20 protein-coding genes are annotated in these 25,572 nt (G+C 40.7%); 5 read left to right on the forward strand and 15 right to left on the reverse strand.

Going from position 1 to position 25,572, the window contains the following annotated elements:
• The first annotated feature begins 1 nt into the window (after position 1).
• Entirely contained in the window at positions 2-757 is a 756-nt protein-coding gene (locus ACIFOT_RS15230) for an anti-sigma factor (protein ID WP_430065929.1), read from the forward strand.
• A gap of 66 nt (positions 758-823) precedes the next feature.
• Here ACIFOT_RS15230 and ACIFOT_RS15235 read toward each other — a convergent pair whose 3' ends face one another.
• The 12 genes from ACIFOT_RS15235 to ACIFOT_RS15290 form a co-directional block, all read right to left on the reverse strand.
• Positions 824-1,351, reverse strand: coding sequence for a hypothetical protein (locus ACIFOT_RS15235; RefSeq protein WP_430065931.1), 528 nt, complete (start codon positions 1,349-1,351; stop codon positions 824-826).
• 145 nt (positions 1,352-1,496) lie between these two features.
• Complete coding sequence (locus ACIFOT_RS15240) at positions 1,497-3,698, reverse strand: PKD domain-containing protein (RefSeq protein ID WP_430065933.1); 2,202 nt, start codon at positions 3,696-3,698, stop codon at positions 1,497-1,499.
• 62 nt (positions 3,699-3,760) lie between these two features.
• Positions 3,761-8,194: a multicopper oxidase domain-containing protein gene (locus tag ACIFOT_RS15245; RefSeq protein ID WP_430065935.1), complete on the reverse strand. Its 4,434-nt coding sequence runs from the start codon at positions 8,192-8,194 to the stop codon at positions 3,761-3,763.
• 143 nt (positions 8,195-8,337) lie between these two features.
• On the reverse strand, positions 8,338-9,420 hold the full coding sequence (locus tag ACIFOT_RS15250) for a copper resistance D family protein (RefSeq protein WP_430065937.1): 1,083 nt from the start codon (positions 9,418-9,420) through the stop codon (positions 8,338-8,340).
• 7 nt (positions 9,421-9,427) lie between these two features.
• On the reverse strand, positions 9,428-9,997 hold the full coding sequence (locus tag ACIFOT_RS15255; protein ID WP_430065939.1) for a copper resistance CopC family protein: 570 nt from the start codon (positions 9,995-9,997) through the stop codon (positions 9,428-9,430).
• 182 nt (positions 9,998-10,179) lie between these two features.
• A complete protein-coding gene (locus ACIFOT_RS15260) occupies positions 10,180-11,493 on the reverse strand; it encodes a multicopper oxidase domain-containing protein (protein WP_430065941.1) in 1,314 nt (437 codons plus the stop codon).
• A 52-nt stretch (positions 11,494-11,545) separates the two neighbouring features.
• Entirely contained in the window at positions 11,546-13,069 is a 1,524-nt protein-coding gene (locus ACIFOT_RS15265; RefSeq protein ID WP_430065943.1) for a multicopper oxidase domain-containing protein, read from the reverse strand.
• Positions 13,070-13,362: 293 nt separating this feature from the next.
• Entirely contained in the window at positions 13,363-13,548 is a 186-nt protein-coding gene (locus ACIFOT_RS15270) for a hypothetical protein (protein ID WP_430065945.1), read from the reverse strand.
• Between the two features lie 445 nt (positions 13,549-13,993).
• On the reverse strand, positions 13,994-14,200 hold the full coding sequence (gene copZ / locus ACIFOT_RS15275) for a copper chaperone CopZ (RefSeq protein ID WP_430065947.1): 207 nt from the start codon (positions 14,198-14,200) through the stop codon (positions 13,994-13,996).
• A 13-nt stretch (positions 14,201-14,213) separates the two neighbouring features.
• A complete protein-coding gene (locus tag ACIFOT_RS15280) occupies positions 14,214-14,549 on the reverse strand; it encodes a metal-sensitive transcriptional regulator (RefSeq protein WP_430065949.1) in 336 nt (111 codons plus the stop codon).
• Between the two features lie 135 nt (positions 14,550-14,684).
• Positions 14,685-16,886 carry a heavy metal translocating P-type ATPase gene (locus tag ACIFOT_RS15285; protein WP_430065951.1) on the reverse strand — a complete coding sequence of 734 codons (2,202 nt, stop codon included), beginning with the start codon at positions 16,884-16,886 and terminating at the stop codon, positions 14,685-14,687.
• A 337-nt stretch (positions 16,887-17,223) separates the two neighbouring features.
• Positions 17,224-17,475, reverse strand: a complete 252-nt coding sequence (locus ACIFOT_RS15290) for a hypothetical protein (RefSeq protein ID WP_430065953.1) — start codon at positions 17,473-17,475, stop codon at positions 17,224-17,226.
• Positions 17,476-18,216: 741 nt separating this feature from the next.
• Here ACIFOT_RS15290 and ACIFOT_RS15295 point away from each other — a divergent pair.
• Positions 18,217-19,332: a metallophosphoesterase gene (locus ACIFOT_RS15295; RefSeq protein ID WP_430065955.1), complete on the forward strand. Its 1,116-nt coding sequence runs from the start codon at positions 18,217-18,219 to the stop codon at positions 19,330-19,332.
• A gap of 320 nt (positions 19,333-19,652) precedes the next feature.
• Here ACIFOT_RS15295 and ACIFOT_RS15300 read toward each other — a convergent pair whose 3' ends face one another.
• A complete protein-coding gene (locus ACIFOT_RS15300; protein ID WP_430065956.1) occupies positions 19,653-20,222 on the reverse strand; it encodes a DNA-3-methyladenine glycosylase I in 570 nt (189 codons plus the stop codon).
• Positions 20,223-20,460: 238 nt separating this feature from the next.
• Here ACIFOT_RS15300 and ACIFOT_RS15305 point away from each other — a divergent pair, with 238 nt between their 5' ends.
• The 3 genes from ACIFOT_RS15305 (at position 20,461) to ACIFOT_RS15315 (ending at position 23,829) form a co-directional block, all read left to right on the forward strand.
• Positions 20,461-21,309 (forward strand): MurR/RpiR family transcriptional regulator, encoded by an 849-nt coding sequence (locus ACIFOT_RS15305; protein ID WP_430065958.1) that lies wholly within the window; start codon positions 20,461-20,463, stop codon positions 21,307-21,309.
• A 134-nt stretch (positions 21,310-21,443) separates the two neighbouring features.
• A complete protein-coding gene (locus ACIFOT_RS15310) occupies positions 21,444-22,928 on the forward strand; it encodes an amino acid permease (protein ID WP_430065960.1) in 1,485 nt (494 codons plus the stop codon).
• 334 nt (positions 22,929-23,262) lie between these two features.
• Positions 23,263-23,829 (forward strand): hypothetical protein, encoded by a 567-nt coding sequence (locus ACIFOT_RS15315; protein ID WP_430065962.1) that lies wholly within the window; start codon positions 23,263-23,265, stop codon positions 23,827-23,829.
• A 58-nt stretch (positions 23,830-23,887) separates the two neighbouring features.
• Here ACIFOT_RS15315 and ACIFOT_RS15320 read toward each other — a convergent pair whose 3' ends face one another.
• Positions 23,888-25,363: a sodium:solute symporter family protein gene (locus ACIFOT_RS15320; protein WP_430065964.1), complete on the reverse strand. Its 1,476-nt coding sequence runs from the start codon at positions 25,361-25,363 to the stop codon at positions 23,888-23,890.
• A complete protein-coding gene (locus tag ACIFOT_RS15325) occupies positions 25,363-25,557 on the reverse strand; it encodes a DUF3311 domain-containing protein (protein WP_430065966.1) in 195 nt (64 codons plus the stop codon). Before ACIFOT_RS15325 ends, ACIFOT_RS15320 begins: the two co-directional genes overlap by 1 nt.
• Positions 25,558-25,572 lie beyond the last annotated feature (15 nt).

Consider the following 25,572-nt stretch of genomic DNA (forward strand, 5'->3'; position numbering starts at 1 on the left):
AATGACGATTAATCATAGCTGTTCATTGTCCATTGAATTAGTCTCTTACATGCTCGGAGAAGCAACAGAAGAAGAAATAATTTTATTTGAAGAACACCTTCTAAATTGTTCAGATTGTCGCAATGAAGTCCAAGAAATGCGGGAGGCGTGGAATTTGATCCCTTTTAAATTGGATGATGTTGAAGTACCTTCTGGATTAAAGTCAGAAGTCATGAATGCCATTTTTCAAGATGACAGCTCTAGTAACACCACCCTTGTGGAAAAGAGTCCTCGTCCAGAATCTAAACCATTTGGACGTATTCGGCAAACCGTATTTGGAGCTGCTGCTGCAGTCCTTCTATTAACCTCTGGCGGTGTTTTGTGGAACAATTTTCAACTTAGGGAAGAGCTGGCTGAGGTAAAAGAAAAAACACAGCTCCCTGCTGAGGTCGTAAAAGTTTATTCCTTAAAATCTGCGGATTCCGCTTCAAGCTCCGCACAAGGTAATGCCTGGCTCTATCAGCAAGGGGATGCAAGACAATTGGTGTTCAAGGTTCATGGACTGGCCTCCACTCATGGTTCAGAAGCCTATCAGGTTTGGTTAATCCATGATGGAAAACGAACCAGCTGTGGTACATTTCAAGTGGATCAGGATGGAAATGGTTTCCTCTCCTACCCCTTGCATGATAATGACTTAGCTTTTGAAGCGATAGGTGTTTCACTCGAACCAGATGCCAATGGAACCCAGCCCCGTGGGAAAAAGGTATTAGGAACATAATGAAAAAGCCCCTGATTCTCGGAAATGAGAATCAGGGGCTTTTTGGTTAAGTATTTGGGTATTCCGTTATTTTTTGATACTGTTTGATGGGGAGGTTATTACCCAGCCAACAGGGGCACCGCCGACAGGATGGCTTAGGGTCCTTCCCTCAATAGAAGATGCGGCATTATTATTAGCCAAAGTACCATCCAGTTTAAAATTATAGTAAATACTCCCACTATTAATATCTTTATCTTTAAAGCTAAATGTAAGCGGCTTATTAAATGCTCCAATGAGTTGATTGGTTTCCATATCTATTACCCTGAAAGCAAAATTCATCACTACTGTTTCACCGGCTGGTGCTTTTGTTTGGAAAAAGCTATTATCCCCTTCAAGAACTTGAAAAGTCACATCATGAGAAAAAGTTCCTTCTGGTATGGTAATTTTGATTCCGGAATGACTAATCCTTGCCGCTTCCCCTGCTTCAATTTTCTTTTCAGCCACTACTTTTGGAAATCCATTTTGCGTAAAATCAGTCGCAGCGAATGCCACCGCACCAAACAAAAGTATTGAAATTAACGATAATACAGTTACAAGGGTAAAACGAATTTTCATTAACTGACATCTCCTTCATTTTTCGTATTGGGCTTTCGTTATAAGTTAACGAAATGTTCGTCAATACGGTTCGAAGAAAATGAAAAAAAATTCCCATGCATAAAAAACTCGTTCATCTATGCATGGGAAAAAATCTAATCAATTTTTATTTACGTACAATCGAAACATTCTCTAATATACCGCCAGAGCTTGATACGATTTTAAGGGTACTCCCCGATAAAAACGATGGACCTGTACCTCTAAATCTAAAAGCACCAAAAGTATCAACGTCAGCCTTGCCTAATTCCTTCACATTCTTTTTTGGATCAACCAGATAAATAGTAACTGTTACACCAGGTCCAACTACATCTGAAGTACCGTCCAGCCTCCAGGTCGAAATCCTTGTACGGAATTCGGCAGGCTGTGCAGTTAATTTATCGGCATGAGTCGTTATCTGAACTTTTACTGGATCAGACGTTCCCCCTTTTCCAGTTACCTTCAGACTAAACTCTAAAGTCGTATTTTGCTTTGGAAACTTAAACTTTGGTTTCGCAGGATCGGCTAAATCAAGGTTCACTTGAGGCCCTTGGGTTTGCTCCCACGTGTACGTCAGTGCATCAGTCGAAGAGCTGCCATCCAATGTAACTTCCGTTCCCTGATCAACTTGCGATTTAGGACCTACAATTACCTTTGCTACAGGAACTGGAGGCAGGGCATTCTTGACAGTAACCTTTACGTTACTCGTTGATTCTTCCCCTTTTGAATTTGTAAGCTTAAGCTGGAATTCAAGCTCACCCATATCAGGTTGAGCTGTAAAGCTGGTGACTAGTTCATTCGGTTTATCAAGGACAACGTTTGGCGGCTGAGGAGCGACTTGTGTCCATTCAATTTGATCAAATGTACCGGTAGATTTCGAACCATTAAGGGTTACCGTTTCACCAGCCACGACCGTTATAGGGTCCCCGGCATTGGCCACAGGAGGACTGGAAGCCTCACCACTGACATCTACTGGAATGGTAACTGACCCTCCACCTGTAGAACTTATTGTAATGTCGGGCGGTAAATAACTTGAACTTATCGTCAATCCATTTTCAGTAATGTTCCCTTCAAAGCCATCAACAGTGAGAGTCGGCTTATTCACATTATCACTTGAATTGGCTTTCACGGTAATGGTAAAGGTTTTATCATTATAAGTTGCACTGGCCTCCCCTGTTACCTTGTCAACAGGATCGATAGTTTTTACAGAATTTGGTTTATCCGATACATTCGTTATGGTTAATGTCTTTGGTTTGGGTCCAGTAAATGGAAGTCGGGCAAAATATTTCCCTTTAGAACCTCTCATCCGAATTGGCTTATCTTCCGCACCCTTTTCGGTTACATCAATCTTGTAATCCTGATCTTCTTCTGTATAAGCAAAAACATCAATCGTTCCGCCATCAATAGGATTACCCTTATCATCAAGATTGCGGTTGTAGGTTGCTTTTATTACATCCACACCAGCTGTAGTGGCTTTTTTGCCCATTAAACTAAATAGATCTGTTTTGATACAGTTGGCTTCTATTCCATCTGAACCAACACATTTATTGCCAGCAGCCGCATTAGCCCCTACTCCTACTCCTTCAATCATGAAATAGTTTTTATAGCCGCCCTTAATTTTGTGGTCCTCATTCGGATCTCCCACATATCCTTCAGGTGCACCTTCATCCCATTCCAAAAAAGATCCAATACGGCTATTCATCGCGGCAGTGAACCCGCCAGAAAGACCGATATCTTCTACGAATCGAATTTCTCCATTTGTTGGATCTTTCTTATCTGCAGCTGTTGCAACTAATTCATCCACACCATATGGGTGAGTAATTTTATATTTTTTTCCCGTCACTAGTCCATCAATTCTGAAGCGGACCCTGCCGAAGACAATTTGGTCCCCATCAACTGGCAAACCATTTCCAAAAGCTGCTTCCAAGGCAAATGTCCCAACAGCCCTTCCATCATTTGGAAGATTATCAATTACCGAACTAGCTAACTGGTAAAAGGCTTCTTCTGGGAAATTATTATTTTTTAGAGAAATTGGTGCATCAGGATTCGGAATCTCTTCAGGTAATAAAGCACAGTAGGGATCATTAACATCAAGACAAAGCTGTAGTCGTGTATCATCATCTTTATACCAAACTGGAAATCCGTTATCTGGATCGATTGGCCCTACTTTGGTCAATTTAAAAGTAGGTTTTTCTATCGTATCTGCTTGTGCCCAGAAAATTCCTCCACTTAACAGCACTAGCACTGATAATATCATGATAAATAGTCGTTTTAAGGGATTTTGTTTCCACCTTATTTTTTTTCTGGAATGAATATTTTTTCTAGGTTCCAACCTTAACCGCCCACCTTTACAATTAGAAATATTTTTTTAAAAAATACTTATACGGGGAGTTTTCATATTTTTTTATCTCGTACTTCAACCGGACGGCTGAATCCTGAAAATTCTTCACCTATCTTATTAATCTCGATTCTTGCATTTTGGAACAAAGGTTCTAGGAAACTCAAATCCTCATTTTTTATCTCCAGATATTCGTTTGGCTGCATGTTTTTATAGCTAAACATGTGACCAGTTTTATTGAGTTCTTCCTTTTTACTCCATAACGTTTTTACTCTAGATGGACTGGTTATTATTTCCTTACTATATGGCGACTCATTTCCATAACGGTCGACCGCGGTAACTGCATAATAATAATTTTTAGAAGGCAGAGGGTCTGTTTCAGTAAATGAATTCGTATTGATAATCTCCCTGTTTACGTTCTTAAAATCCTTTTCAAGAATCGCCTTCCGATAAATGTTGTAACCGACAATATCTTTGCTAACAGAGTTATCCCAAACAATGGTTTTGGATTGTTTCCCTTCTCTAACATTTTGAGGTGGACTAGGCTGACGGTCAGGCAGGGTATGCAATTGACTTTTCGGCTTGTCATGTATGCGAAGAATCCCCCATAAGCCGCCCTCCAAATATCGTCTCAGCTTCATCTCGCGATAGAGATAATCACCTGCCGGATTTAGGAAACCTTCTTTTTGAATTGGAATAATATCGAGCGATTCTCCGGTAGTCAGCGATCCTTGACTCGATACAAGCTTGGAATTAGGATCAGTCCACTGAAAATGCCAGCGATTGCTATGAAGCGTAAAGACACTTCCTCTTGAGCGGTCTGCTGTCTGCATCACTCTTAAACGAATTGGGTCCCCTACATAACCTTCCGGAATCGGAGTTGAAGGGTCACCATGAATAACCGAGCTGAATACAAGTGACTTATCTGGGTTGACAGCCAGACGATGTTTAAACGGCTCAGAGCTATAATTGATTCCCTTTTCACCACGGTCTTCCATATCGGCATGTTCACCCGTTTTTGGGTCGACTTCACCAGGCGTTGGCGCACTCCCATCTTTTCCAATTGTAAAAAGTCCATCTGAAAACATGAGCGCCTGTTCCCTGAAATCAGGTTTATCAGGGACGATGATATCAGCCCGAGCGCCGGATAATATGGTTTTCCCGGTCATCGGATCTCTGTACTGAGAACCCTTCGGTTCTATGATGAGCGACCCATAGGCACCGTGCAATCGATGACTGCGAATGTCCCCATAATCATAAAGGATCGTCCCCCCGTACTCTTTGTCTGCATACCAATTATAGGTAATCGTCTCTCCCGGACCTATGGTTTGATCATAATTATAGCCTATGGTTGCACCATCCGACCCTTGTACATCGTATTGCACCATTTGCGGATGTAAAGAAACACGGTTTGAGTTTTTCCAAAATACCTGCCCGGCCATTAACAGGTCTGGGTCATTCTTATTTACTGGCGGTTTAAAGGGCAAGTTGTTTTTCAACGTCACTTGAATGCATTCGCCTTCATTTGCCCGGATAACAAGGGGCTCGGCACTCTTTTGGCCCTTAAGAATGGCGGAAACATCCTGGGTTAACGCAAACATGATTCCAAATGGATCATGGTCCCCCGCTTTGTTGTACTGAATATCCTTCATAAAGGCAGTCACATCAAATTTTTTCACCGGTGCTGAAGGCGGGCATGGATTACCGGTACTCTTCGGTTTTAGCGGATTACGATTGGCTTTTTTCATTTGTTTCACTTTTTCTGGGTCTGTTTTCGTTTTCAATGCTGCACGGTCCGGCAGACTCTTCAGACTGGCATTTTGTTCGCCCCAAACCCGGACAAATCCCCATAATCCGCTCCATAAATCCTCGATTGGCTGAGATGACCATAGATAATCCCGTTGTTTGACACCAACTGGATTCGGCTGAATTTCCATCGAAAACTGTTCTGACATCCCGATGGATTGCGTAGAGGTTATCTCTGTATCCTTGTTCCCCGATTCTTTTTTCCAGCTCAAACCATGGACGTTAAAGTTATGCTGTGTTTCATGGGCACCTTGAATTAACCGGATTTTAATCGGATCTCCAGGATATGTTTGAATAATAGGTGTTTGTGGGTCACCATGCACCCATGAACTAAATACATAAGCTGGATCCGCATTATTTCTTCTAAAGAATGGTTCATTCGAGTAATTGACCGCGGCATATCCATGTGCTTTATATACCAGCGAAGGATCAGACTCCAATGGAAGCATTTTTCCGTTTTTATCCCACATCCTGGCAAAATCGTGATATATGAGGACCTGCTCACGAAAATCCTCTTTATCAGGCGGTACAATCATTGCTTCTGTTCCAGATTGAATTTCTAATCCAGTCTTCGGATCCAGCCATTTCGATCCCTTTGGTTCCACAATTAATGACCCAAACGTTCCGTGAAAGCCCTTTTCAGCGGCTGACATATGGTCATGGAAGAATATATTCCCCTCTTCATCGGCATTCCAGCGGTAACGAATTTTTTCTCCCGGAAGAACACTTTGACTATAATTCCACCCCACCGCTGTTCCATCTGAACCAAGCGGATCAAAGCCGACAAAATGAATATGAATCGAAAGCCTGTTTGGCTTTTCTGCCTTATACAAATGATTTTCCAGTGTCGCTTCGACGCAATCTCCTTTATTGGCGCGTATAACAAGTGGGCGGGGCCTCATGGTTCCATTTAAAACCTTTGCCTCATCTTCAGCGAGAACAAACATCCGTCCTTTTTTGTCATGGTCGCCTGCGTTATTGTAAACAATGTCCGTTTCAATCCCAACAATGTTATATTTCCGGACTGGGGCATTCTTTTGGCAGCGGTCAAAATTTGGCGCTCCAGGAACCAATGCACCTAGTGCTGCTTTTTCCCCATCTGTCGGCGGTCGTAGCTCAGGGTCTGGCGGCTTGGGGGCCTGTTTACCCAACTCACCGGGTATATATTTCGGGAATCCGGGATTTGTTTCGGTTGGCTTTTCAAGAGCCTTCCTGTCCTTTAGGGGCATCAATTCTGGCTGCAGCTTATCAAAAACTCTTAATAGCCCCCACATCCCTTGAAAATAATGAGGAAACAAATGGCAATGCCATAAATAATCTCCCGGTGCTCCTTTCCCACCCTGAATATAGCCGGCATCATTCGTTAAAGAGAGTGTCTCGGTACTTCCGATGTTTAATGTTTCAGAGTCTACAGTAAACGTTTTTTTTGTTTCACTTTTCCAGCGGTGTCCATGTAAATGAAACACATGGTTTTCATCCTGATTGGCTCCAATAATTCTAAATTTAATCGGATCCCCAATGTAGGCCGGAGTAATCGGAGTGGCCGGATCACCATATACCCAGGAAGAATAAAAATTCGTTGGGTCTTTCCCATCTTCCGTCGCTGCGTGCTCTATTCGATCGTCTGAGGGTTCTGCACGGTAATTTACCGCATATAGTTCTTTTTCGATTCCAAGCTGCTCCTGCCCGTCTCCATCAGGCGGCTCTGGATCAGGATTCTCTTCCTCTTGCGGCTTAGGCAGAGGAAGTTGTGAGCTGCCTGAGATTGCTTCAACACCATCATGAAAGAACAAAGCATATTCTCGGAAGTCTGGTTGGTCAGGCAGTTCAATATTGGCCATTGTTCCACTTTTTATCTCTTCGCCCGTCTGCAGGTCCGTCCATTTTGCCCCCACAGGCTCCACAATTAAAGCGCCAAACAATCCATCTCCCATCGTCCCTTTACCATGAGTTGGATCGGTAAAATATGTAAAGTCAGCGCCATTTGTAAAAAAGAATGTGCCTTCTTCATCTGCATTCCATCGGTAGCGGATTTCCGAATTTGGCGCTGCTGTAGAATCAGGATTATATCCGGCACTCGTCCCGTCTGAACCCTTTACGTCATACCCGACACCTTGGATATGGATAGAAGCCTTCTCTTTTAATTTATTGGTAAAAGTAACTTCAATACAGTCACCTTTATTAGCCCTGATTGTTAGCGGCTCCACTTCCTTGACCGGTTTACCAGGATCCCTTGCGATAGCTCCTTGTATTTTTTCAGCATCTTCTTTTAAAGCAAAAATTTTACCATCTGGAACATGATCACCAAATTTGTTGTAAACCATATCTATATTGAGAGCAATTATTTCGAAATAACGAACACGTGAGCCTTTTTCGCACTTATTTTGTAAATTATTTGTCAGTTCAGTTAAAGTCGGGGTTCCCCTCTGTATTGCTTTTGTCGGTAGAATTGTATAGTTTTGCTTACTTAATGGAGATTGATCTTTGTGGCTGGAAGAATGGAGTTGCTCATTAGAAAGATTTTGATCGGTTGAAACCTTATTAATGTTTGCCTTCAAACTGTTCTCCGTGGCCAACATTTGCGGCGGCTGAGACGATTTCACAATGATAACAACCGATATGGCAGAAATGGCCATTAATAGGATAAAGGAAAATATAAGCATGAATATTGAACTTTTATTCAAATTTGGACCACTTCTCCTTCTACAATTATGATAAAAGTTTCCCAAATCCCTAGGAAAAATTAATAGAATAAATTACAGATGAAAACACTACAAAAATTTATATGTGCAGGACTTATTTAATATTACTTTTTTCACCCTGACGGTTAGATCCTTATTGTCACAGAAAACATTAACCCCAAATAGATTGTGAGAATAAAACTAACAGCAAAAATAATAGCAAAGGCAGGGCTCATTTTTTTAAAGCTAATAAAGATAAGAAATAAAAATAGAAGAGAAATAAACATTAGGAATGCTGAAGGAACAGTAGGTGCGAGTTCTACTTGGTTGAAGAGAGTAATATTTTTTGCCAGAAGCCAATCCATCCAGGTTTGTTTATCCCTTGTAGAAAATCCGCTGGAAACTTCATGCGGTGGGGATAGAGTTCCTAATACCCCGGTGGAAAAGAACACTATCAATAAAATAATACTTTCAGCCCTTAACCATGGCCTGGGATTGAAGTTTGACAGCTTCATAGATTGTTTGGAAAGAAAGCTGTTTATGAATGCAAAGACCAGGACAGGAATAATGCTGATGTGTTTTAAAAGTAACATTCTTCCGTATGGAACCTGCCAGCTGTTTAAATATTGTCCGCTTTTCATGACAAAAAACATTAGGAAAAATCCGCTAATTACAATGATGATAAAACTTACCATGGCTAAAGGAGTGAACCAGCTTAAAAAGTGTGGCCAATTATCCCGGTCCCGCGAAAACCAGCCAACATTTAGTAATACCCCCACCCAGGTCGTCATCATGAGGAAGTGGATTGTATGGGCAACAATCCCTGGCCAGTAGGTAAGGGAGGCCGCATGACCGGCATTCCCAATTGCAAAAATCATTAATAGCAGCCACTGCGCCCGAAAAAATTTAGATCCATTTACATAAATGGTCACCCATAAACACAGCGAAAAGAGACATAAAAATATCCACGCCCGGCCGATTTGAAAGCCGGTTACGACAGAAATTATGGCTGATAATAAGCCAAAACTGTTTTTATAATAAAGGATAGCTTGTAAAATCGGAGCAAAGGTTAAGACGATAATTCCAAGCACACAAAGCAGCAAAACAGGTTTAGAAATAAGCGTATTAGGTCTTTTGTTTTCCGGAACAAACAGCAATACAACATGCCCCGCCAATAGGGAAAACAATAAATACTGTCCAAATTCAGTAAAAGGAATCAGATAGCTCATTGCTTGCTCACTTCTTTCTAAATGACAAAATTACTGCCAATCCAAGGATGACTAAAAAGCCGATGATTAACATAGCAATCATCCAATTTGAATTCTTTTCCTGTGGCTCTAAACTACTTTTTTCTATTTTTTCCTCAATGTTAGTAACGACAGGCATGATTGGTTTATCCTCGTCAAGGGTGATCTCCTCTTGATTAGCGGAAGGTGTATTCAGGTTCTGATTGACTTGCTCCCTTTGAACCTGAAATTTTATTTCACCTGTGATTGGATGTCCATCATTTCCGGCTATATTCCATTGAATAACGTAGGCTCCATTTTCCAAGGGTTCCGGTAATGTACCAATCATTTTTTCCGCTTGGATTTGAACCAGATTAAATGGAATTTCTGTACCATCCTTTAGTAGCTTCATTGTACTTAGATTTTCAATTTTTTCAGCAAAGTTCAGCGTAATCTCTTTAAGTTCGTCTGAAATAATCCCTCCTTCGGCCGGGGTGGAACCTGTTAGCTGCGTGTGCGCACTCGCAATGGATGGAATCAACAAAAAGGCAGTGAAAAATAATACGATTAATTTGCTCATAAATGAACCCCCTTCTATCCTCCTAGGAATTTAGAAAGATTATCTAACTTAATTCTCACAATCTTTTACAAATCCTCTTTAAATTAGAAAATTCTAGTAAAAAATTTATTCAAGAGAGCAGAAAAGTAGTATAAACGTCCTAAAAAAGCCCCCCTATCGACTGGGAGGCTGTCTGCCAACGATTACTTAACTGTAATCGGAATCCTGCCATTTAAAAGAAAAGCATCACTCAAATGATGTCTATATTCTACTTGAGCAAGTGTGTTCATTGGTTTTTCGGTCCTGAATAACACATCACAGCGCTGTGCCGTGCTCATCTCAAATGAAGTACCGGCCTTAAGCGTGTATGGATGATTATATTTACCAAACGGCGGAACACCGAAGGAACGTCCATCACAGGCAATCACGACGACATCTACCGGAAACGTAATTTTGATCTTCACATACGCAGCACATAGCATACGCACCAGGACTGTCTGATTTATCTTTGCATTAATGGAAACCTGCATTCCCTCAACCCCGCTATTATAGGCGGCAGGGATAGTCACACCAGGTCGAATGGACGCAGTCCCCCCAACACGGCCAGGGAAGTATTCACCTGTAACAACAAAATAATCGGGATTGTAATCATTAAAGGCAAAGAAATTATATTTTCCAGAGTCATTAAAATGAAAATCATCATTTACTCCCGGTTCATCACCATGCTCTGGAAAGGTCTGATGCGCATCCTCTGCCTGTACACGCCAGACGGAATCAATGTCGTCAATGACCCATAAGGCCTCGACGTCATATGGAACCGTCATCGCATGTGGATCACCGCTTTCAAGACTGCCGCCAACAAATCCAGGGAATTTCGGGAAATTTGTAAGATTGGCGGCTGTCCGGCGAGGATAACCCCCTACATTCTTCCCATCCTTTGGGTCATAGGCATCAGGCGGCTCGATGATAAGAAAACCATATAAGCCATATTCAAAATGCTGAAGGGTGTTCCTATGACAATGGTAAAAGTAACTGCCAATATGATTTGGCTGCCATTGATAAGCGTAGTCCCCTACCTCCATGGAGCAGTGCCCCACCCCATCATTAATCGCAGTTGGTTCAATGCCATGCCAATGAATGGTATGTGGCGGCTGTCCATGTCCTTTAACCTGTCCGTGATAAATAACACCACGGGGGACACGGATTGTTGGGCCTGGAAAGATCCCCTCCGCAGCTTCCGGGACATCAGGATTTGCAATAAGAAAAAATTCCAGTTTCTTGCCATCCCACGTTTTTAAATCCGTGCCATGCATCAAATCAACCCTCTGCGTATTCGGAATCAGCATGGTTGCACCCGGAACATTTGCTGCAACAAAGGCAGGTACAGGATTTGTCGGCGCTAAGAGCTCCGGCGTTGGCGGACTGGCCTTAGGTGGATTGAATGATTTTACCCAGCTGGCCTCATGACCTTTTACTGACCGGCGGGGGATCTGAAAACCTGGTTTTGATGATGACATAGCATTTCTCCTTTGCCCATTCATAAAAATTTTTTCTATATGAATCTATTTCCTAGTTTCCGTGTAATTGGTGTTCATTCTTTACGGGATCCGTGTTAATCGGGTTATTGATTATCTTCGTTCTTGCATTGGTGTTGGTGGTATTGGATGTCATGGTATGGGATCCATCCATCCCCATTTCTGGGCCAGCTGCCTCCCCTGTTTTTTCCGGACCATGAGAGGTTGGAGCATTCGGAAAAGTCGTTACTCCTCCAGGTGTATTCCGATCTCCAATAAAATGAATTCCACTCATCATTCCCAATCCGTAGTTCCCGCCCTGCGAAGATTGGCTTGCTTCCGAGTGGTCATGCATCGGATAACAAATTGGTGATAATTGAACAGCGAGATCATAATCACCGACCTTTTCACCAATGTCTGGCAAGTGTATGTTCAATTCCTCCGTTGGCGGCCATACCGGGTGAGGGGAAGAACCGACAATCCTTGGATTCGGGATGGACATTAACGGTTTATCAGGAAGCCCGATTCCACGCTCATTCGGAACATCAGGCGGACGAATAAACGGAACGGCCCATTCATAGATCTCCAGTGGGTCAACCGTTAAAGTATCCATCCAAATCGGATTCTCCTGAACAACGCCATTTACACCAATTCGGTAGACGTGGTTTGCATGAATGTGTAAAGAATGCATGGATAGCCCTGCGTTTAAAATCCTAATTACAACCGGCTCTCCAACCCTATGGTTTGGAGTAATATACGGATTATGAGCCGCGAACCAGCCTGAATGTCCATTAATTGTGAAGAATTCAGGTTTTTTGTTTAATCCATCCGGCCTGTAACGGTCATATTGAAAAGCTTTCATGAATTGGGCAGCCGGATAATCTTTTCCAGGTGTATATTTCCCTACCTCTTCAAACAAACGGGAGCTTGCTTCATGAAGTATCCAAATATATTGTCTAAATGCAGGGGTATGGGTGGCATTATCCCCTTGCTCCCATGCTAATCCTGGGAAATGTTCAGTTGAACCAAAATCATCAAATAGCTGTTGGATAGACGGAGTTGGATTAGAATATGGGGTGAATCGGTGCCCGCTAACAGCCCTACTTGGCATGACTACTAATGCCCCGTGAAGTCCCATTACCCGGTTCACAGGTGCGTTTAAATTGTCGTAATATAAATAACTCCCCGCTGTTTGTGGGGTAAATTCAATTGTTTTTGTTTCTCCTGGACGAATGGGCCCACTATCTACCAATCCGCTTATGTAAAACGCATGCGGTTCATCGAGGGAATTGGTTAGCGTAACTTTTACTTTATTGCCAGCCGTTGTATAAATATGAGGACCTGGAACCTCAGCTGGGAAATTTTTCTCTTTATAAAACCAAAAGTAACATTGTGCTTTGTTTATTGAATTGTGCGTTGCCATATCCTTTACAGCATCCGTTATGGTAAAATTAAGCTCCTGAACTTGTATTGTGTTGGCTAGCAGCGGGTTTTTTGAGATCCATGAGGGCATGACGCTCCCTACAATTAATGATGCAATGCCGCCCCCCGCATACTTTACAAAATCTCTTCTCTTCATGTTTTCCTCCTTTACGCACATTAAAGATCAGATTTTTTCCTTTTCCTCATGGTGGACTATGGGCCGTCATCAGTAAAGTAAAACCTCCCTATCAAAAAATACTCCAAAAGGACTATTTTATATCCTGGAGTGTAAACTCTCATTTCTATTTTTGGATTTTATTTCTATTTGACGGTACTTTATAACTATTCAGTTCTACTTGGGAAAATTCCTAATTTAATTTTGAAAGTTTTTTAGGTCTATTATACTATTATTAAAAATAGAATGACCCCGGTTTTATTTACCGAGGTCATTCATTTTACTTTATAATAGGTATCTGAATAGCCTTCTTTCGAATTTGGTGCTTGTTCAACCAAGAAAAGAAGTTGGGATTGTTTTCGTGGATAAGCATAGGCCTGATACGTTTCACTTAAAAAGTTATATCTAGTCTTCTTTATGGCAAAATCACGATGGTATTTTTCTTCTAAATATTTCTCCATACTCACCTCTTGTTGTTTTTTCCCCCAAGGCGTTCCATAAAATTGTGAGTATACGTAAAAGCTAATTCCTAGTAAAAGCAAGGATACCAACCATAAAATTATTTTTGTGGCCCTAATATACCTCACCTCACCATTATCAGAATATTTAAAATATAATATTCGAGTTTTTTTGAATTATTCCTTCCCACTTTGCATTCGGGATGACAGAAATATTCAAAAAAAAAGGCTCTGTTAAACTTGGTTGTTGATTTGCGCTCCAGGCGCGAGCGGTTCGCGGGCGTGCCGGGGAGCCTCCTCGGCGCTTTGGCGCCTGCGGGGTCTCCCCTGCCCCGTACTCCCGCAGGAGTTTTCGTGCCTTCCACTCCAATCAACAGTGTTAAAAAATCAACAATGCCCTTTAACACAGCAAAAAAAACGAACCCTCAGGCTCGTTTTGTTATTATCATTATTTTACATCGTACCCCTGGTCATCAATGGTTTCTTTAATCGCGCTTAAGGAAACGACATTCGCGTCGAATTCTATATCTACTTGGCCCTTATCAAGTTTAACAGCCACTTTTTTAACACCTTGAAGAGCTCCTACGCTGCCCTCTACCGCTTTGACACAATGACCACAAGACATTCCGCTGACATTTAACGTTACATTTTCCATTTTGATTCCTCCATTATTTTTTCATTAATTTTTGGATTGTTGTCAGGACCTCATCCAAAACTTCATAATCCCCATCCTGGATTCGTTCCACGACACAGCTTTTCATATGTCCTTCAAGTAATACTTTGGCAACACTATTTAGCGCTGATTGGGTGGCGGAAATTTGGTTGATTACGTCATCACAGTACGTATCTTTTTCGATAAGTCCTTTAATACCGCGAATTTGGCCTTCAATCCGGTTTAGCCTTGTAATCAGATTGTTTTTAACTTTATCTGAATGATGGCTTTTCCGATGGTTCCCTTCAGGTTCACAGCAGGATTCTTCTTCTTTGCCAAAATCTAAAGACATCAAAACCGCCTCCTTTTTCGTCATTATATCATACCCCGGTACCGTAATTCGATGAAGATGTTGTGACAACATTGTCTATACGAATTCATTAAATTAATTTATTTCTATCACATACCGAAGATTGATTCCCTTTTATTAAAGTTTAACTCTTTGGAGTCTCAGTGCATTTAAGACTACGGAAACTGAGCTGAAGGCCATGGCTGCACCTGCGAGCCATGGTGCGAGTAATCCAATTGCTGCGATGGGTATTCCGAGTGTGTTATAACCAAATGCCCAGAATAGATTTTGCTTGATATTGCTGATGGTTTGCTTACTCATATAGATCGCATCGACGATACTAGTTAAGTCGCCTCTCATTAATGTGATATCGGCTGCTTCCATCGCGACATCTGTTCCAGTTCCAATGGCCATACCAATATCTGCAATGGCCAGTGCAGGCGCATCATTGATTCCATCGCCTACCATAGCGACAAGTTTTCCCTCCTGCTGCAGCTTTTTTACTTCAGCCGCTTTCCCATTTGGCAACACTTCTGCAATTACAAAGTCGACTCCAACTTCTATAGCGATGGCATTGGCAGTTCGATGGTTGTCACCTGTCATCATGATTACTTCCAGACCCATTTCCTTCAATTTCTTTATTGCTTCTTTAGATGTCTCTTTTACAGTATCTGCTACCGCTACAATTCCAGCAAATGCGCCATCGATTGCGACCAGCATGGCTGTTTTTCCCGTTTCCTCAAGTTCTAGCATCTTTTCGTTAGAAGAGTGGAAAGGGATGCCAACTTGATTTAGCAATTTACGGGTACCGATTACAACTTCCTTGCCTGCGACTGTCGCTTTTATTCCGTATCCTGGAATAGCTTCAAATTCGGTTGGTTCCACTAACTCTATTCCCTTTTCTCTAATTCCTTTTACAATCGCTTCTGCAAGGGGATGTTCAGATTGTTTTTCGGCTGAACCGACCAATTGCATAAATGTTTCTTGATCAATATGCCCACTCACTACGACATCTGTTAATTCTGGTTTTCCGTTTGTTACCGTACCTGTTTTATCAAGGACAATTGTGTTAATGCGATGTGTCAATTCTAAATGTTCGCCGCCTTTGAATAAAACGCCGGCTTCTGCCGCACGGCCGGAGCCTGCCATAATCGAAGTTGGTGTCGCAAGTCCCAGCGCACAAGGGCAGGCAATGACAAGCACCGCAATCATTTTTTCTAAGCTTACCGCAAAGTTTCCTGGGCTGACCCAGATAAACCAAATGATGAATGTTAACACCGCAATCCCAATGACAATGGGTACGAAAATTCCAGAGATTTGATCGGCCAACCGCTGAATCGGAGCTTTCGACCCCTGGGCTTCTTCCACAACTTTAATAATTTGTGCTAAGGCTGTATCCCGGCCGACCTTCGTCGCCTTGATTTTTAAAAATCCGTTTTTGTTTATGGTGGCGCCAATTACTTGGTCTCCGATTGTTTTATCAACTGGAACACTCTCACCCGTCAGCATGGATTCATCTAGGGTCGAACGTCCCTCGATAATTTCTCCATCAACTGGGACCTTTTCACCTGGTTTTACAAAAACGATATCGCCTACGACAACTTCTTCGATGGCTATTGCTTGTTCCTGGCCATTTCTATACACGGTTGCAGTCTTTGCCTGGAGACCCATTAACTTTTTAATGGCTTCCGAGGAGCGGCCCTTCGCCCTGGCTTCAAACAATTTTCCTAAAATAATCAGCGTGATGAGAATAGCACTTGTTTCAAAATAGAGCTCTATAGAATGCTGCCCTTTTCCAATTGAGAGGATTGATAAATATAAACTATAGAAATAGGCGGCTGATGTGCCAAGTGCGACAAGGACATCCATATTGGCACTTCTATTTCGGAGTGCTTTATAGGCGCCCACATAGAATTGCTTTCCAACAATAAACTGAACGGGAGTGGCCAGGGCTAATTGCACCCAAGGATTCATCAGCATTTCTGGCAGATATATAAACGAGGTAAATTCAAAATGACTGACCATCGCCCAAAGTAGTGGAAAGGTTAAGATTAGTGAAAAAATAAACTTGCCTTTTTGTTTTTCGATTTCTTTATCGCGGGTGCTGGTGCTGCTTTCTTCCGTAACTACCTCATATCCAAGATCGTTTATTTTTTTTATAAAATTATCAACATTTGTTGCTGCAGTATCATACTTGATGGCCGCTTTTTCAAGCGCCAGGTTTACATTTGCTTCATGAACCCCATCTAGTTTATTTAACCCTTTTTCGATACGGTTCGCACACGCTGCACAGGTCATCCCTGTTATAGGTAATTGAATTTCTTTTAAGTCAGAACTCATTTTTCTTTCCTCCAAACTATTTGGAATTCCTTTATTATTCATCTTATACTTATATACTATACCCCCCTACCCTATTTGGTCAATAAAAAATAAAATATTTTTCTAAATTATTTTCAAATTACGTTCTTTTAAATTTGTTGTTGATTTGCGCTCCAGGCGCGGGCGGTTCGCGGGCGTGCCGGTAAGCCTCCTCGTCGCTTCGCTCCTGCGGGGTCTCCCCTGCCCCGTACTCCCGCAGGAGTCTTCGCGCCTTCCGCTCCAATCAACAAGTGTAAAAAATCAACAGTGGTCTTAAACACAACATTTCAATAAAAAAAAGAGCTAACTGATAGCTCCTTTACTTCTTCATAACCCCCACAATTATTGCACCAATAATGGTCCCTATAGTGGCAGAGCCAAGAATAATAAAATAAATAATGTCTCCCAATGCCGACATCTCTGGCCCTGGAAAGATCCAAGCTTTTATTCCCATAATGAATGTACCAATTAGGAATAGGATGGCAGGAATCCACTTTGCCCATTTGGACTTATATTTCATCAACAGGAATGGTAATAAGAGTCCAAAAAGAAAAATTATGAAAAGGAACATAGGTTTTTTTCCCTTCAATTTTTTACTAACCTGGTACTATATTAGACGTTTTTATGTTTTGACTGTTTCATTATTCAAGATTGTCCAAATGCCCATTTTTAACAAAACATGCTCTTAAAGGAAGGATTTGGTTCAATCTTTAAGCATCCATGAGGTATTTTATTGAGGTTCCATCTCAGCCCTATATACCCCGACCAATCCCTTTATATCGACTTTGTGCATTCAAAATCTGAATGTTAAGATTAAAACTGTGCACGACAAATAATCGCTCAAAGCGAAATTAACCGGAGGGATTCGTTATTCATTATTTAAAGCTGAATTACACAAATGAAATGGAAAAAGCGATGATGAAAGCCCATGGAGTTTGTTACGAGGTTTATCGGAGGAACCATCGAGTCAGGATGAAGGTTGAACAACGAAGAGAGCGAGAACATCAAAAATACCAGCAAATACTTACTGAATTAGATCGGAAATTACACATAAACTATATTGAAAAAAGAGCAAACGGGTTCACGTTTTGAAGATCTTATAACCAAAAGAAGACTTAAACATAAAAAAGGGTCACGTAGAAAACTTCTACGTGACCCAAATATTTTGCTCTCCCCCTAATGCCCTTACACATGACCTTGAAAATCCCCCATTCCTTAGTGTAGATTAATTGACTTCAAAAAATGTTCATGCAATACTTGAACTACATTTCAGGTATTTATACCTAATGAGACCTAAATAAGGGAGTTTTTTATGAATCAACGGATCATAAGTTTTTCGCTAATGATTACTATCTATTCAGCGTTAACGTTTTATATTGGCTGGAATGGATGGGTTTGGCTTCATTCCGCATTTGGCCTACAGGACAAATGGATTTATGGATTCATCGTTGGACTTATTTCCTTTTCCTACCTTATTGGTTATTTTCTGAAAAAAATGGCTATTTTTAAAGTAGTGGGAGCTTATTGGTTTGGCTTCCTTCAATACGCGGTCCTTTTCCTTCCTCTAGCGAACCTTGTTGCGTTGATTTTGATAGTTTTCAATTTTCCTGCAATTGCTGTCGTTAATTGGATTGGTGGAATCGTATTTTCGGCATTTCTTATTGTATTTATTTATGGAAGCTATAACGCATACAGCCCGATTGTTCGCAGGTTTTCTATTTCCATTCCAAATCAAGCAGGTAATCTTTCGAAACTTAGGATCGCTATGGCATCCGATATGCATTTTGGCAGATTGTCAGGTTTAGAGCATGCCAGAAGGCTTGTTCGCGAAGTGAACTCCCTTAATCCCGATATTATCTTACTTCCTGGTGACATTATTGACGATGATCCCGAACCATTTATCCAAAAGAAAATGGGAGATGTCTTGAAGGGGCTATCTGCTCCATTAGGTGTATATGGTGTTCTAGGAAATCATGAATATTATGGAGGCGGTATTCCACGGTTTTTGCAGGAAATGGAACGGATCGGCATTACTATATTACTAGATGATGTAATTACAATTGCTGACAGCTTTTATTTAGCAGGCCGTAAAGACAAAACCGATCGCAATCGAAAGTCTATAGCTGAGTTATTATCTGACAAACCATTAACACTTCCGATCCTTATGATGGATCATCAACCTTCGGACCTTATTCAAGCAGAGAAAAATCAAGTAGACCTTCTATTGTCAGGGCATACTCATCGAGGGCAAATGGCACCGAACCATCTGATAACAAGAAGAATGTTTGAAGTAGACTGGGGTTATTTGAAGAAAAATCAGCTCCATACGATTGTATCATCTGGATTTGGTTTTTGGGGTCCCCCGCTTCGAATTGGCAGCCGTTCTGAAATTATTCAAATTGATGTTTCCTTTAAGGAATCAAAATAATTTCAATTTCAAATATTTAATAATTTTTTCATTTTTCTGATATTTTTCTCGCATTCTTAACTTTCCATCATATATAATAGATAAAATAACATTTTTGAAAGGTGTTGGTTAATTTGGCAAATCAGTCTGAATCCAAAAAAATCTCGGTTAATTCTACAATTTCTTTAAAAGGAATTGTGAAGGCCATATTTAACGATACCATTCATGTTCAAATTGGTGGAAAAATAATTACTCTGCCAACTTCAGATTTTCTTTTGGAAAACAAGTTAAGTAAATAGATAAAAGGCGATATCTCTTTATAGAGATTATCGCCTTTTCTACTACTTCACCTGAGCTGTTTTTTGATAACAGTCACACGTTACGATATGATCATTTACCATTCCAACAGCCTGCATAAACGCATAACAAATCGTGGAGCCGACAAATTTAAAACCGCGCTTTTTTAAATCCTTGCTTAATTTGTCGCTGATTTCCGTGGATGCAGGGACATCTTTTAATTCTTTAAAGTGATTTTGAATTGGTTCGCCACCCACAAAAGACCAAATGTACTGACTGAAGGAGCCAAATTCCTCTACTATCTTCAAATATGCCTTGGCGTTGGTAATAACCGCGTTGATTTTCAGCTTATTTCTAACAATTCCTTCATTATGTAAAAGCTCCTCAATCTTTTTTTCATCGTATGTAATAATTTTTTCTGCCTCAAAATGATCAAACTCCTTCCGGTAATTCTCCCGCTTTTTCAAAATCGTATACCAGCTTAGTCCAGCCTGGGCTCCCTCAAGATTTAAATACTCAAACAGCAAACGGTCATCGTAGACAGGCATTCCCCATTCCTCGTCATGATAATGGATATATAAAGGATCCTGATTTACCCAGCCGCATCGATTCAAATTTTCCACTTCCCTATTTGTTTAATTCCTTCTATTATCATCGATTTTCTCCTTATTATCTAGTCCTGATTCTGCAGAGTGATAATTCCCATTTTCTTACGTTAATCAAAATAATCTAAAAAATAAAAATACTCCTTCTCATTTTAGCTAACTTATGTTAGTGTATATAACAGAAAAAGGATTGACTGCACCAAAAATAACAAATGAAGGATTCCCTTCATTTGGAAAGGACAGAGGAATGGAAAAGGTCTCTTTTCAACAATTAGTTCGGAACAAGTTCTCCGACCTATCAGCAGGTCAAAAAAAAGTGGCTAAATACCTGAGTGAAAACCTCAACCAAGCCGCCTTCAAAACAGCCTTTCAAATTGGCCGGCAGGCAGCTGTAAGTGAAACCACCGTAATACGATTATCCTATGCATTAGGATTTGAAGGATTCAGCGAAATGCAAGCGACGATTCAACAAGGTCTGCTTCAGGAGAATCAAGCAGATTCTGAAAATAGTAACCGCATGCCTTTCAGAAACAGTGACCCTTTTAAAAGAGTAATATTAAACGAAATCCAACTATTAAAGCAATTAATTAATCGAACAAATGTAGAGGAAATTTGGAAAGCTGTTGAAACCATTATTAAGGCAGATCAAGTGTTAATTGCCGGACATATGCTTTCCCATGCTGCGGCCTACTGGTTTTCCTATATGCTCGCCTCCATTAGAGATCATGTAACATTGTGTTCACCTACCGGAGAGTTCCTTGAAAAATTTTCAAATTTAACGAAAGATTCTGTCGTGGTCGTTTTTTCCTTCCCAAGATACTCAAATGACACGATTAAATTAGCTGAATATGTTGCTGAAAATGATATATGTTTAATTGCCGTAACAGATCGCCTGCTTTCTCCTGTTGGAAGAATTGCAAATATTGTAGTAACCACAGAGGAGAATGCCCAAACTGGCAGTAATTCAATTGCATCAGTTATCAGTTTAGTTGATTTGATTATTGAAGGAATCCACGAAAAAGACCAGGAACGGGTCCAAAAACATCAACAAAAATTAGAAAAAATGTATACCACCTTAAATGTTTTCAATGAATAAGAACTATGGAAATTGTTGTAAACGCTATCATCCGTGAGTTCGGTGAAACATTAGGAGGTGAGGATTTTCAGTTTAAAACTAACGATTTATCATTCAATTAGATATTATTATTTCATTATAAAAGAGGTGTATCTATGCAAAATTCTGCACGCAAATCAGACGTTATTGTTCAATCGGCCATACCAGAAAAAGAGCATTTGGAACGCAAACTTAAAACAAGGCATTTAACAATGATTGCCATTGGCGGAACGATCGGAACCGGTCTGTTTTTAGCAAGTGGAACGACCATTCATGATGCTGGTCCTGGCGGGGCTTTAGCTGCCTATCTAATTGCTGGGATTATGGTTTATTTCTTGATGACAAGTCTTGCTGAGATGGCTGCATTTATTCCAATTTCTGGTTCATTCAGTACATATACCGCAAGATTTGTCGACCCTGCTTTAGGATTTGCTGTCGGGTGGAACTATTGGTATAACAATGCGATCATTCTTGCTCTTGAATTATCAGCTTCAGCTTTAATTATGAAATACTGGCTGCCGGATGTTCCAGGAATAGTCTGGAGTGCCCTATTCCTCGCCCTGATTTTTGGTCTTAATGTATTATCAGTAAAAGGTTATGGGGAATCGGAATTTTGGTTTTCCTTAATCAAAGTAGCGACTATCGTTATTTTTATCGCTGTCGGTTTATTGATGATTTTTGGAATTATGGATGGCCACTCTGGCGGTTTTGACAAGTTCACAAAAGGTGAGGCTCCATTTAAAGGCGGTCTATTGTCGATTTTCAGTGTGTTCATGGTTGTTGGCTTTGCTTTCCAAGGTACAGAAATGGTTGGGGTTGCAGCTGGGGAAAGTGAGAACCCTGAGAAAAATATCCCTAAAGCGATTAAGCAAATCTTCTGGCGTATTCTATTGTTTTATGTCCTAGCCATTTTCATTATTGGTGCATTAATCAGCTATAATGATCCGAATCTATTAAGCGGAGATCTTGAAAATATCGCTGTCAGTCCGTTCACACTTGTATTTAAGCATGCAGGACTTGCATTTGCAGCAGCAGCCATGAATGCTGTCATTCTTACTTCCGTATTGTCTGCAGGAAACTCATCGCTATATGTTGGTTCACGAGTTCTATGGATATTGGCAGAAGAAGGAAAAGCTCCAGCCTTTTTGAAGAAAGTCAATAAGGGCGGTGTACCAGTTAACGCTTTATACATTACGACTTTAGTTGGTATGCTTTGCTTCCTGACTTCCTTTTTTGGTGACGGAACTGTTTATTCTTGGTTATTAAATGCGGCTGGATTAGCTGGTTATCTATCCTGGTTAAGTATTTCCATCACACATTACCGATTCCGAAAAGCATATGTTGCTCAAGGCAGAGATTTTAAAGATTTGCCATATTTAGCAAAATGGTTCCCATTGGGCCCAATTTTAGCAACAGTTTTATGTTTAATTGCCATGCTTGGAACCAATTATGGTGCCTTTATCGGCGATAAGATTGACTGGTATGGAATCGCTGTTTCCTATATTGGACTACCACTATTTATATTGGGTTATTTAGGCTATAAAATAACTAAAAAGTCAAAAATGGTACCATTAAAAGAGGCTGATTTCAGCCGGGAATAAATTCCTAACAAACAGCCAGGCAATCAGCCTGGCTGTTTACTTTTTTATTCGATAAGCACGTCTTTCTGCGTACTCCGAGCAAGGAATACATACTTTCAAGGATTCGCCATTATCATTGATATAGGTTCTTAGAGGCTTTACCTTCCTTTTGCATATCGCACATTTATTATTGAAGAGATTAAAAATAAACACTTTCCTTCACCTGCACTTTATTGTTAGTATCATAGTATTCTAGAATTTATTATTACATCTGGTCAATCGCCCATATTTGTCCCCCTATTGTGGATTCAGTCATAAAATATCACTACTAAAGATAAAAAAGGGCGGGTAAGGTATGGGATTATTTATCAACAATCGAGAGCACCCTGAAGTGTTTAAAAATAAGCAAAATATTAATGAACCAAATCAGGCGTACTCGCGGAAGGATTATTTTACCGAGCTAATTAATGAACTTAGGATGCAATCACAGCTTCATAAAGAGACCGAAGCCATTCATTGGAAACAGGTTGACAATCAACTCCACGACCTAAGAGAAAATCATCAGTACCAAAAGGAATTTGAAAACCAGATCATCCAATACTTACAGACTATTAATGATAAGCAGCTTGAATTGCAAAAAGAATTGGCAGGAAAACTTGCCGAACAAGCGGAGTTTCAAGGGGGGGTTTTGCAGCGTTTAGATACACAGGAAGCCCTGATTGACAAATTGTCACGTCAGCTTAACAATATTCGTTCCATTCTTTTTGAACGGACGAATTATTTAGCGGGAAAAATTGAAGATGGCTATAAAGTAACTTCTTCTTATGTTTATAAACTAATGACCGGCTCTGAAAAACCATTAACCTTCTTTCTTTTGAATAATAAGAAGGAAGAAGGTCAGAAGCAATCCGACCAGCAATAATCTAATATTTTATACAAAAAAAGTTCACGGCTGTTAATGACCGTGAACTTTTTTAGATTTAGGCTACACTCTGATTCGGGTTATTTGCCGTTTTTGCTGATCTTGTAACTGCGCTTACTACAAACGTAACGACAAGATTAATAATTAGGGCGATAACTCCGACATTTAAATCTTTGATAAATTGCGGCAGTGCTGGGAAAAGTGTTCCAATCGTTGAAGCGCTGACTGTAATATAAGCTACTGTAAATACCCCAACTGCAATACCTGCAAACGCACCCGCTTTTGTCACAATGTTCTTTTTTGCTAAGCTGAATACTAATGCCGGGAACAATTGTGTCACTAAGCTATATCCCATTAATAACAAGGTCACAAGAGTGTCCCCGCCTTTAAAGGTGAAATAAAGTGCAATGATTGCAACGACTGGTACAAGATTTTTAGCCAATTTTGAAACTTGCTGATCAGTTGCCTTTGGAACAAATACCTTATAAACGTTTTTCGCAAGCAGGGTTGATGCTGACATCATAATCATAGAACCCGGAACGATTGCGGTTAATAAGCCTGCAGCCCCAATCAAGCCAACTACCCATGGATCAAACGTTTGCATCGAAAGTTTTAACAATGCAAGGTCGCCTGCAGGACCTTCTAAACCTTTAACCTGAAGAATTGCTGCAAAGCCAACAAAGAATACAAACAATAACACTAGCTGGTAAAGCGGCATGATAATGGCATTTTTACGGAATACCTTGGCACTTTGGGCTGAATAAATCGAGCCGAAGGTATGAGGCCACATATAGAAGCCAAGTGCTGTTAATAGAACGGTAGAAATAAACCAAGATACACTTAAACCAGTAGCAGGCAGCGCAAGAAATCCTGGTTTAGCAGCTTCAATCGCTTCAAACATTGGCTGGAAGCCGCCGTAATAATGGATCGGTAAATAGATTCCTAGGAATAAGACGACACCGAGGATCATTATATCTTTTATTACCGCAGTCCATGCTGAACCGTGAATCCCTGAAATCATAACGTATGCTGTAACGGCGATTACACCGATCCAAATCGCTGCGGTTGATGAAATGGAACCGCCTGATGCTTCAGATACAATAATACCCAATCCTTTTAATTGAAGGACAAGATATGGAATAAGTGCGACAACACCTACTAATGATACGAAGACACCAAGGAGCGGGCTTTTATATTTGCTGACAAAGAAATCGGATTGAGACATCAATTTGTTATCTTTCGCATATTTCCAAATCGCAGGAAGCAGCCAATAAGACATGATATAAGCTAAACAGCCGTAACCTAAGATATAATATGTTGGGCCGCCTTTCCCGTATGCCCATCCACTTCCACCTAAGAATGTAAAGGTTGTATAGATTTCACCTGCCATCAAAAGGAAAACAAAGATGGTTCCGAAGCCGCGGCCGCCGACCGACCATTGCTCAAGGCTCATGTCCTTCCCCTTTTGGGCTTGGACACCAAGGAAGATAGATAATGCTAAAAATCCAAATATAATGATTAATGCGGTATTCATTAAATCCCCTCCTTATTTTCCGGGTCCAATTTGAAAACAATCGCCATGATGCCAGAAGTGAGTACTACCCATAAAACGATATAAAATAGAACAAAAGGCATCCCGAAAACATAGGGAGTGACTTTATTGACGAAAGGTACGCCCCCAAGTAAACCAATGAACGGAATAAGTGCAAGAAGCTGATGTAATTTCATAAATTAACCCCCATT

The sequence above is a fragment of the Neobacillus sp. NRS-1170 genome, assembly GCF_050468025.1.

Coding starts and splice junctions, on each gene's coding strand:
- ACIFOT_RS15270 (WP_430065945.1), bottom strand. CDS start 13,548: ATGGAGAAATATTTAGAAGAAAAATACCATCGTGATTTTGCCATAAAG.
- ACIFOT_RS15325 (WP_430065966.1), bottom strand. CDS start 25,557: ATGAAATTACATCAGCTTCTTGCACTTATTCCGTTCATTGGTTTACTT.
- ACIFOT_RS15295 (WP_430065955.1), top strand. CDS start 18,217: ATGAATCAACGGATCATAAGTTTTTCGCTAATGATTACTATCTATTCA.
- ACIFOT_RS15250 (WP_430065937.1), bottom strand. CDS start 9,420: ATGAGCTATCTGATTCCTTTTACTGAATTTGGACAGTATTTATTGTTT.
- ACIFOT_RS15290 (WP_430065953.1), bottom strand. CDS start 17,475: ATGTTCCTTTTCATAATTTTTCTTTTTGGACTCTTATTACCATTCCTG.
- ACIFOT_RS15320 (WP_430065964.1), bottom strand. CDS start 25,363: ATGAATACCGCATTAATCATTATATTTGGATTTTTAGCATTATCTATC.
- ACIFOT_RS15255 (WP_430065939.1), bottom strand. CDS start 9,997: ATGAGCAAATTAATCGTATTATTTTTCACTGCCTTTTTGTTGATTCCA.
- ACIFOT_RS15305 (WP_430065958.1), top strand. CDS start 20,461: ATGGAAAAGGTCTCTTTTCAACAATTAGTTCGGAACAAGTTCTCCGAC.
- ACIFOT_RS15230 (WP_430065929.1), top strand. CDS start 2: ATGACGATTAATCATAGCTGTTCATTGTCCATTGAATTAGTCTCTTAC.
- ACIFOT_RS15260 (WP_430065941.1), bottom strand. CDS start 11,493: ATGTCATCATCAAAACCAGGTTTTCAGATCCCCCGCCGGTCAGTAAAA.
- ACIFOT_RS15265 (WP_430065943.1), bottom strand. CDS start 13,069: ATGAAGAGAAGAGATTTTGTAAAGTATGCGGGGGGCGGCATTGCATCA.
- ACIFOT_RS15280 (WP_430065949.1), bottom strand. CDS start 14,549: ATGTCTTTAGATTTTGGCAAAGAAGAAGAATCCTGCTGTGAACCTGAA.
- ACIFOT_RS15235 (WP_430065931.1), bottom strand. CDS start 1,351: ATGAAAATTCGTTTTACCCTTGTAACTGTATTATCGTTAATTTCAATA.
- copZ (WP_430065947.1), bottom strand. CDS start 14,200: ATGGAAAATGTAACGTTAAATGTCAGCGGAATGTCTTGTGGTCATTGT.
- ACIFOT_RS15315 (WP_430065962.1), top strand. CDS start 23,263: ATGGGATTATTTATCAACAATCGAGAGCACCCTGAAGTGTTTAAAAAT.
- ACIFOT_RS15285 (WP_430065951.1), bottom strand. CDS start 16,886: ATGAGTTCTGACTTAAAAGAAATTCAATTACCTATAACAGGGATGACC.
- ACIFOT_RS15310 (WP_430065960.1), top strand. CDS start 21,444: ATGCAAAATTCTGCACGCAAATCAGACGTTATTGTTCAATCGGCCATA.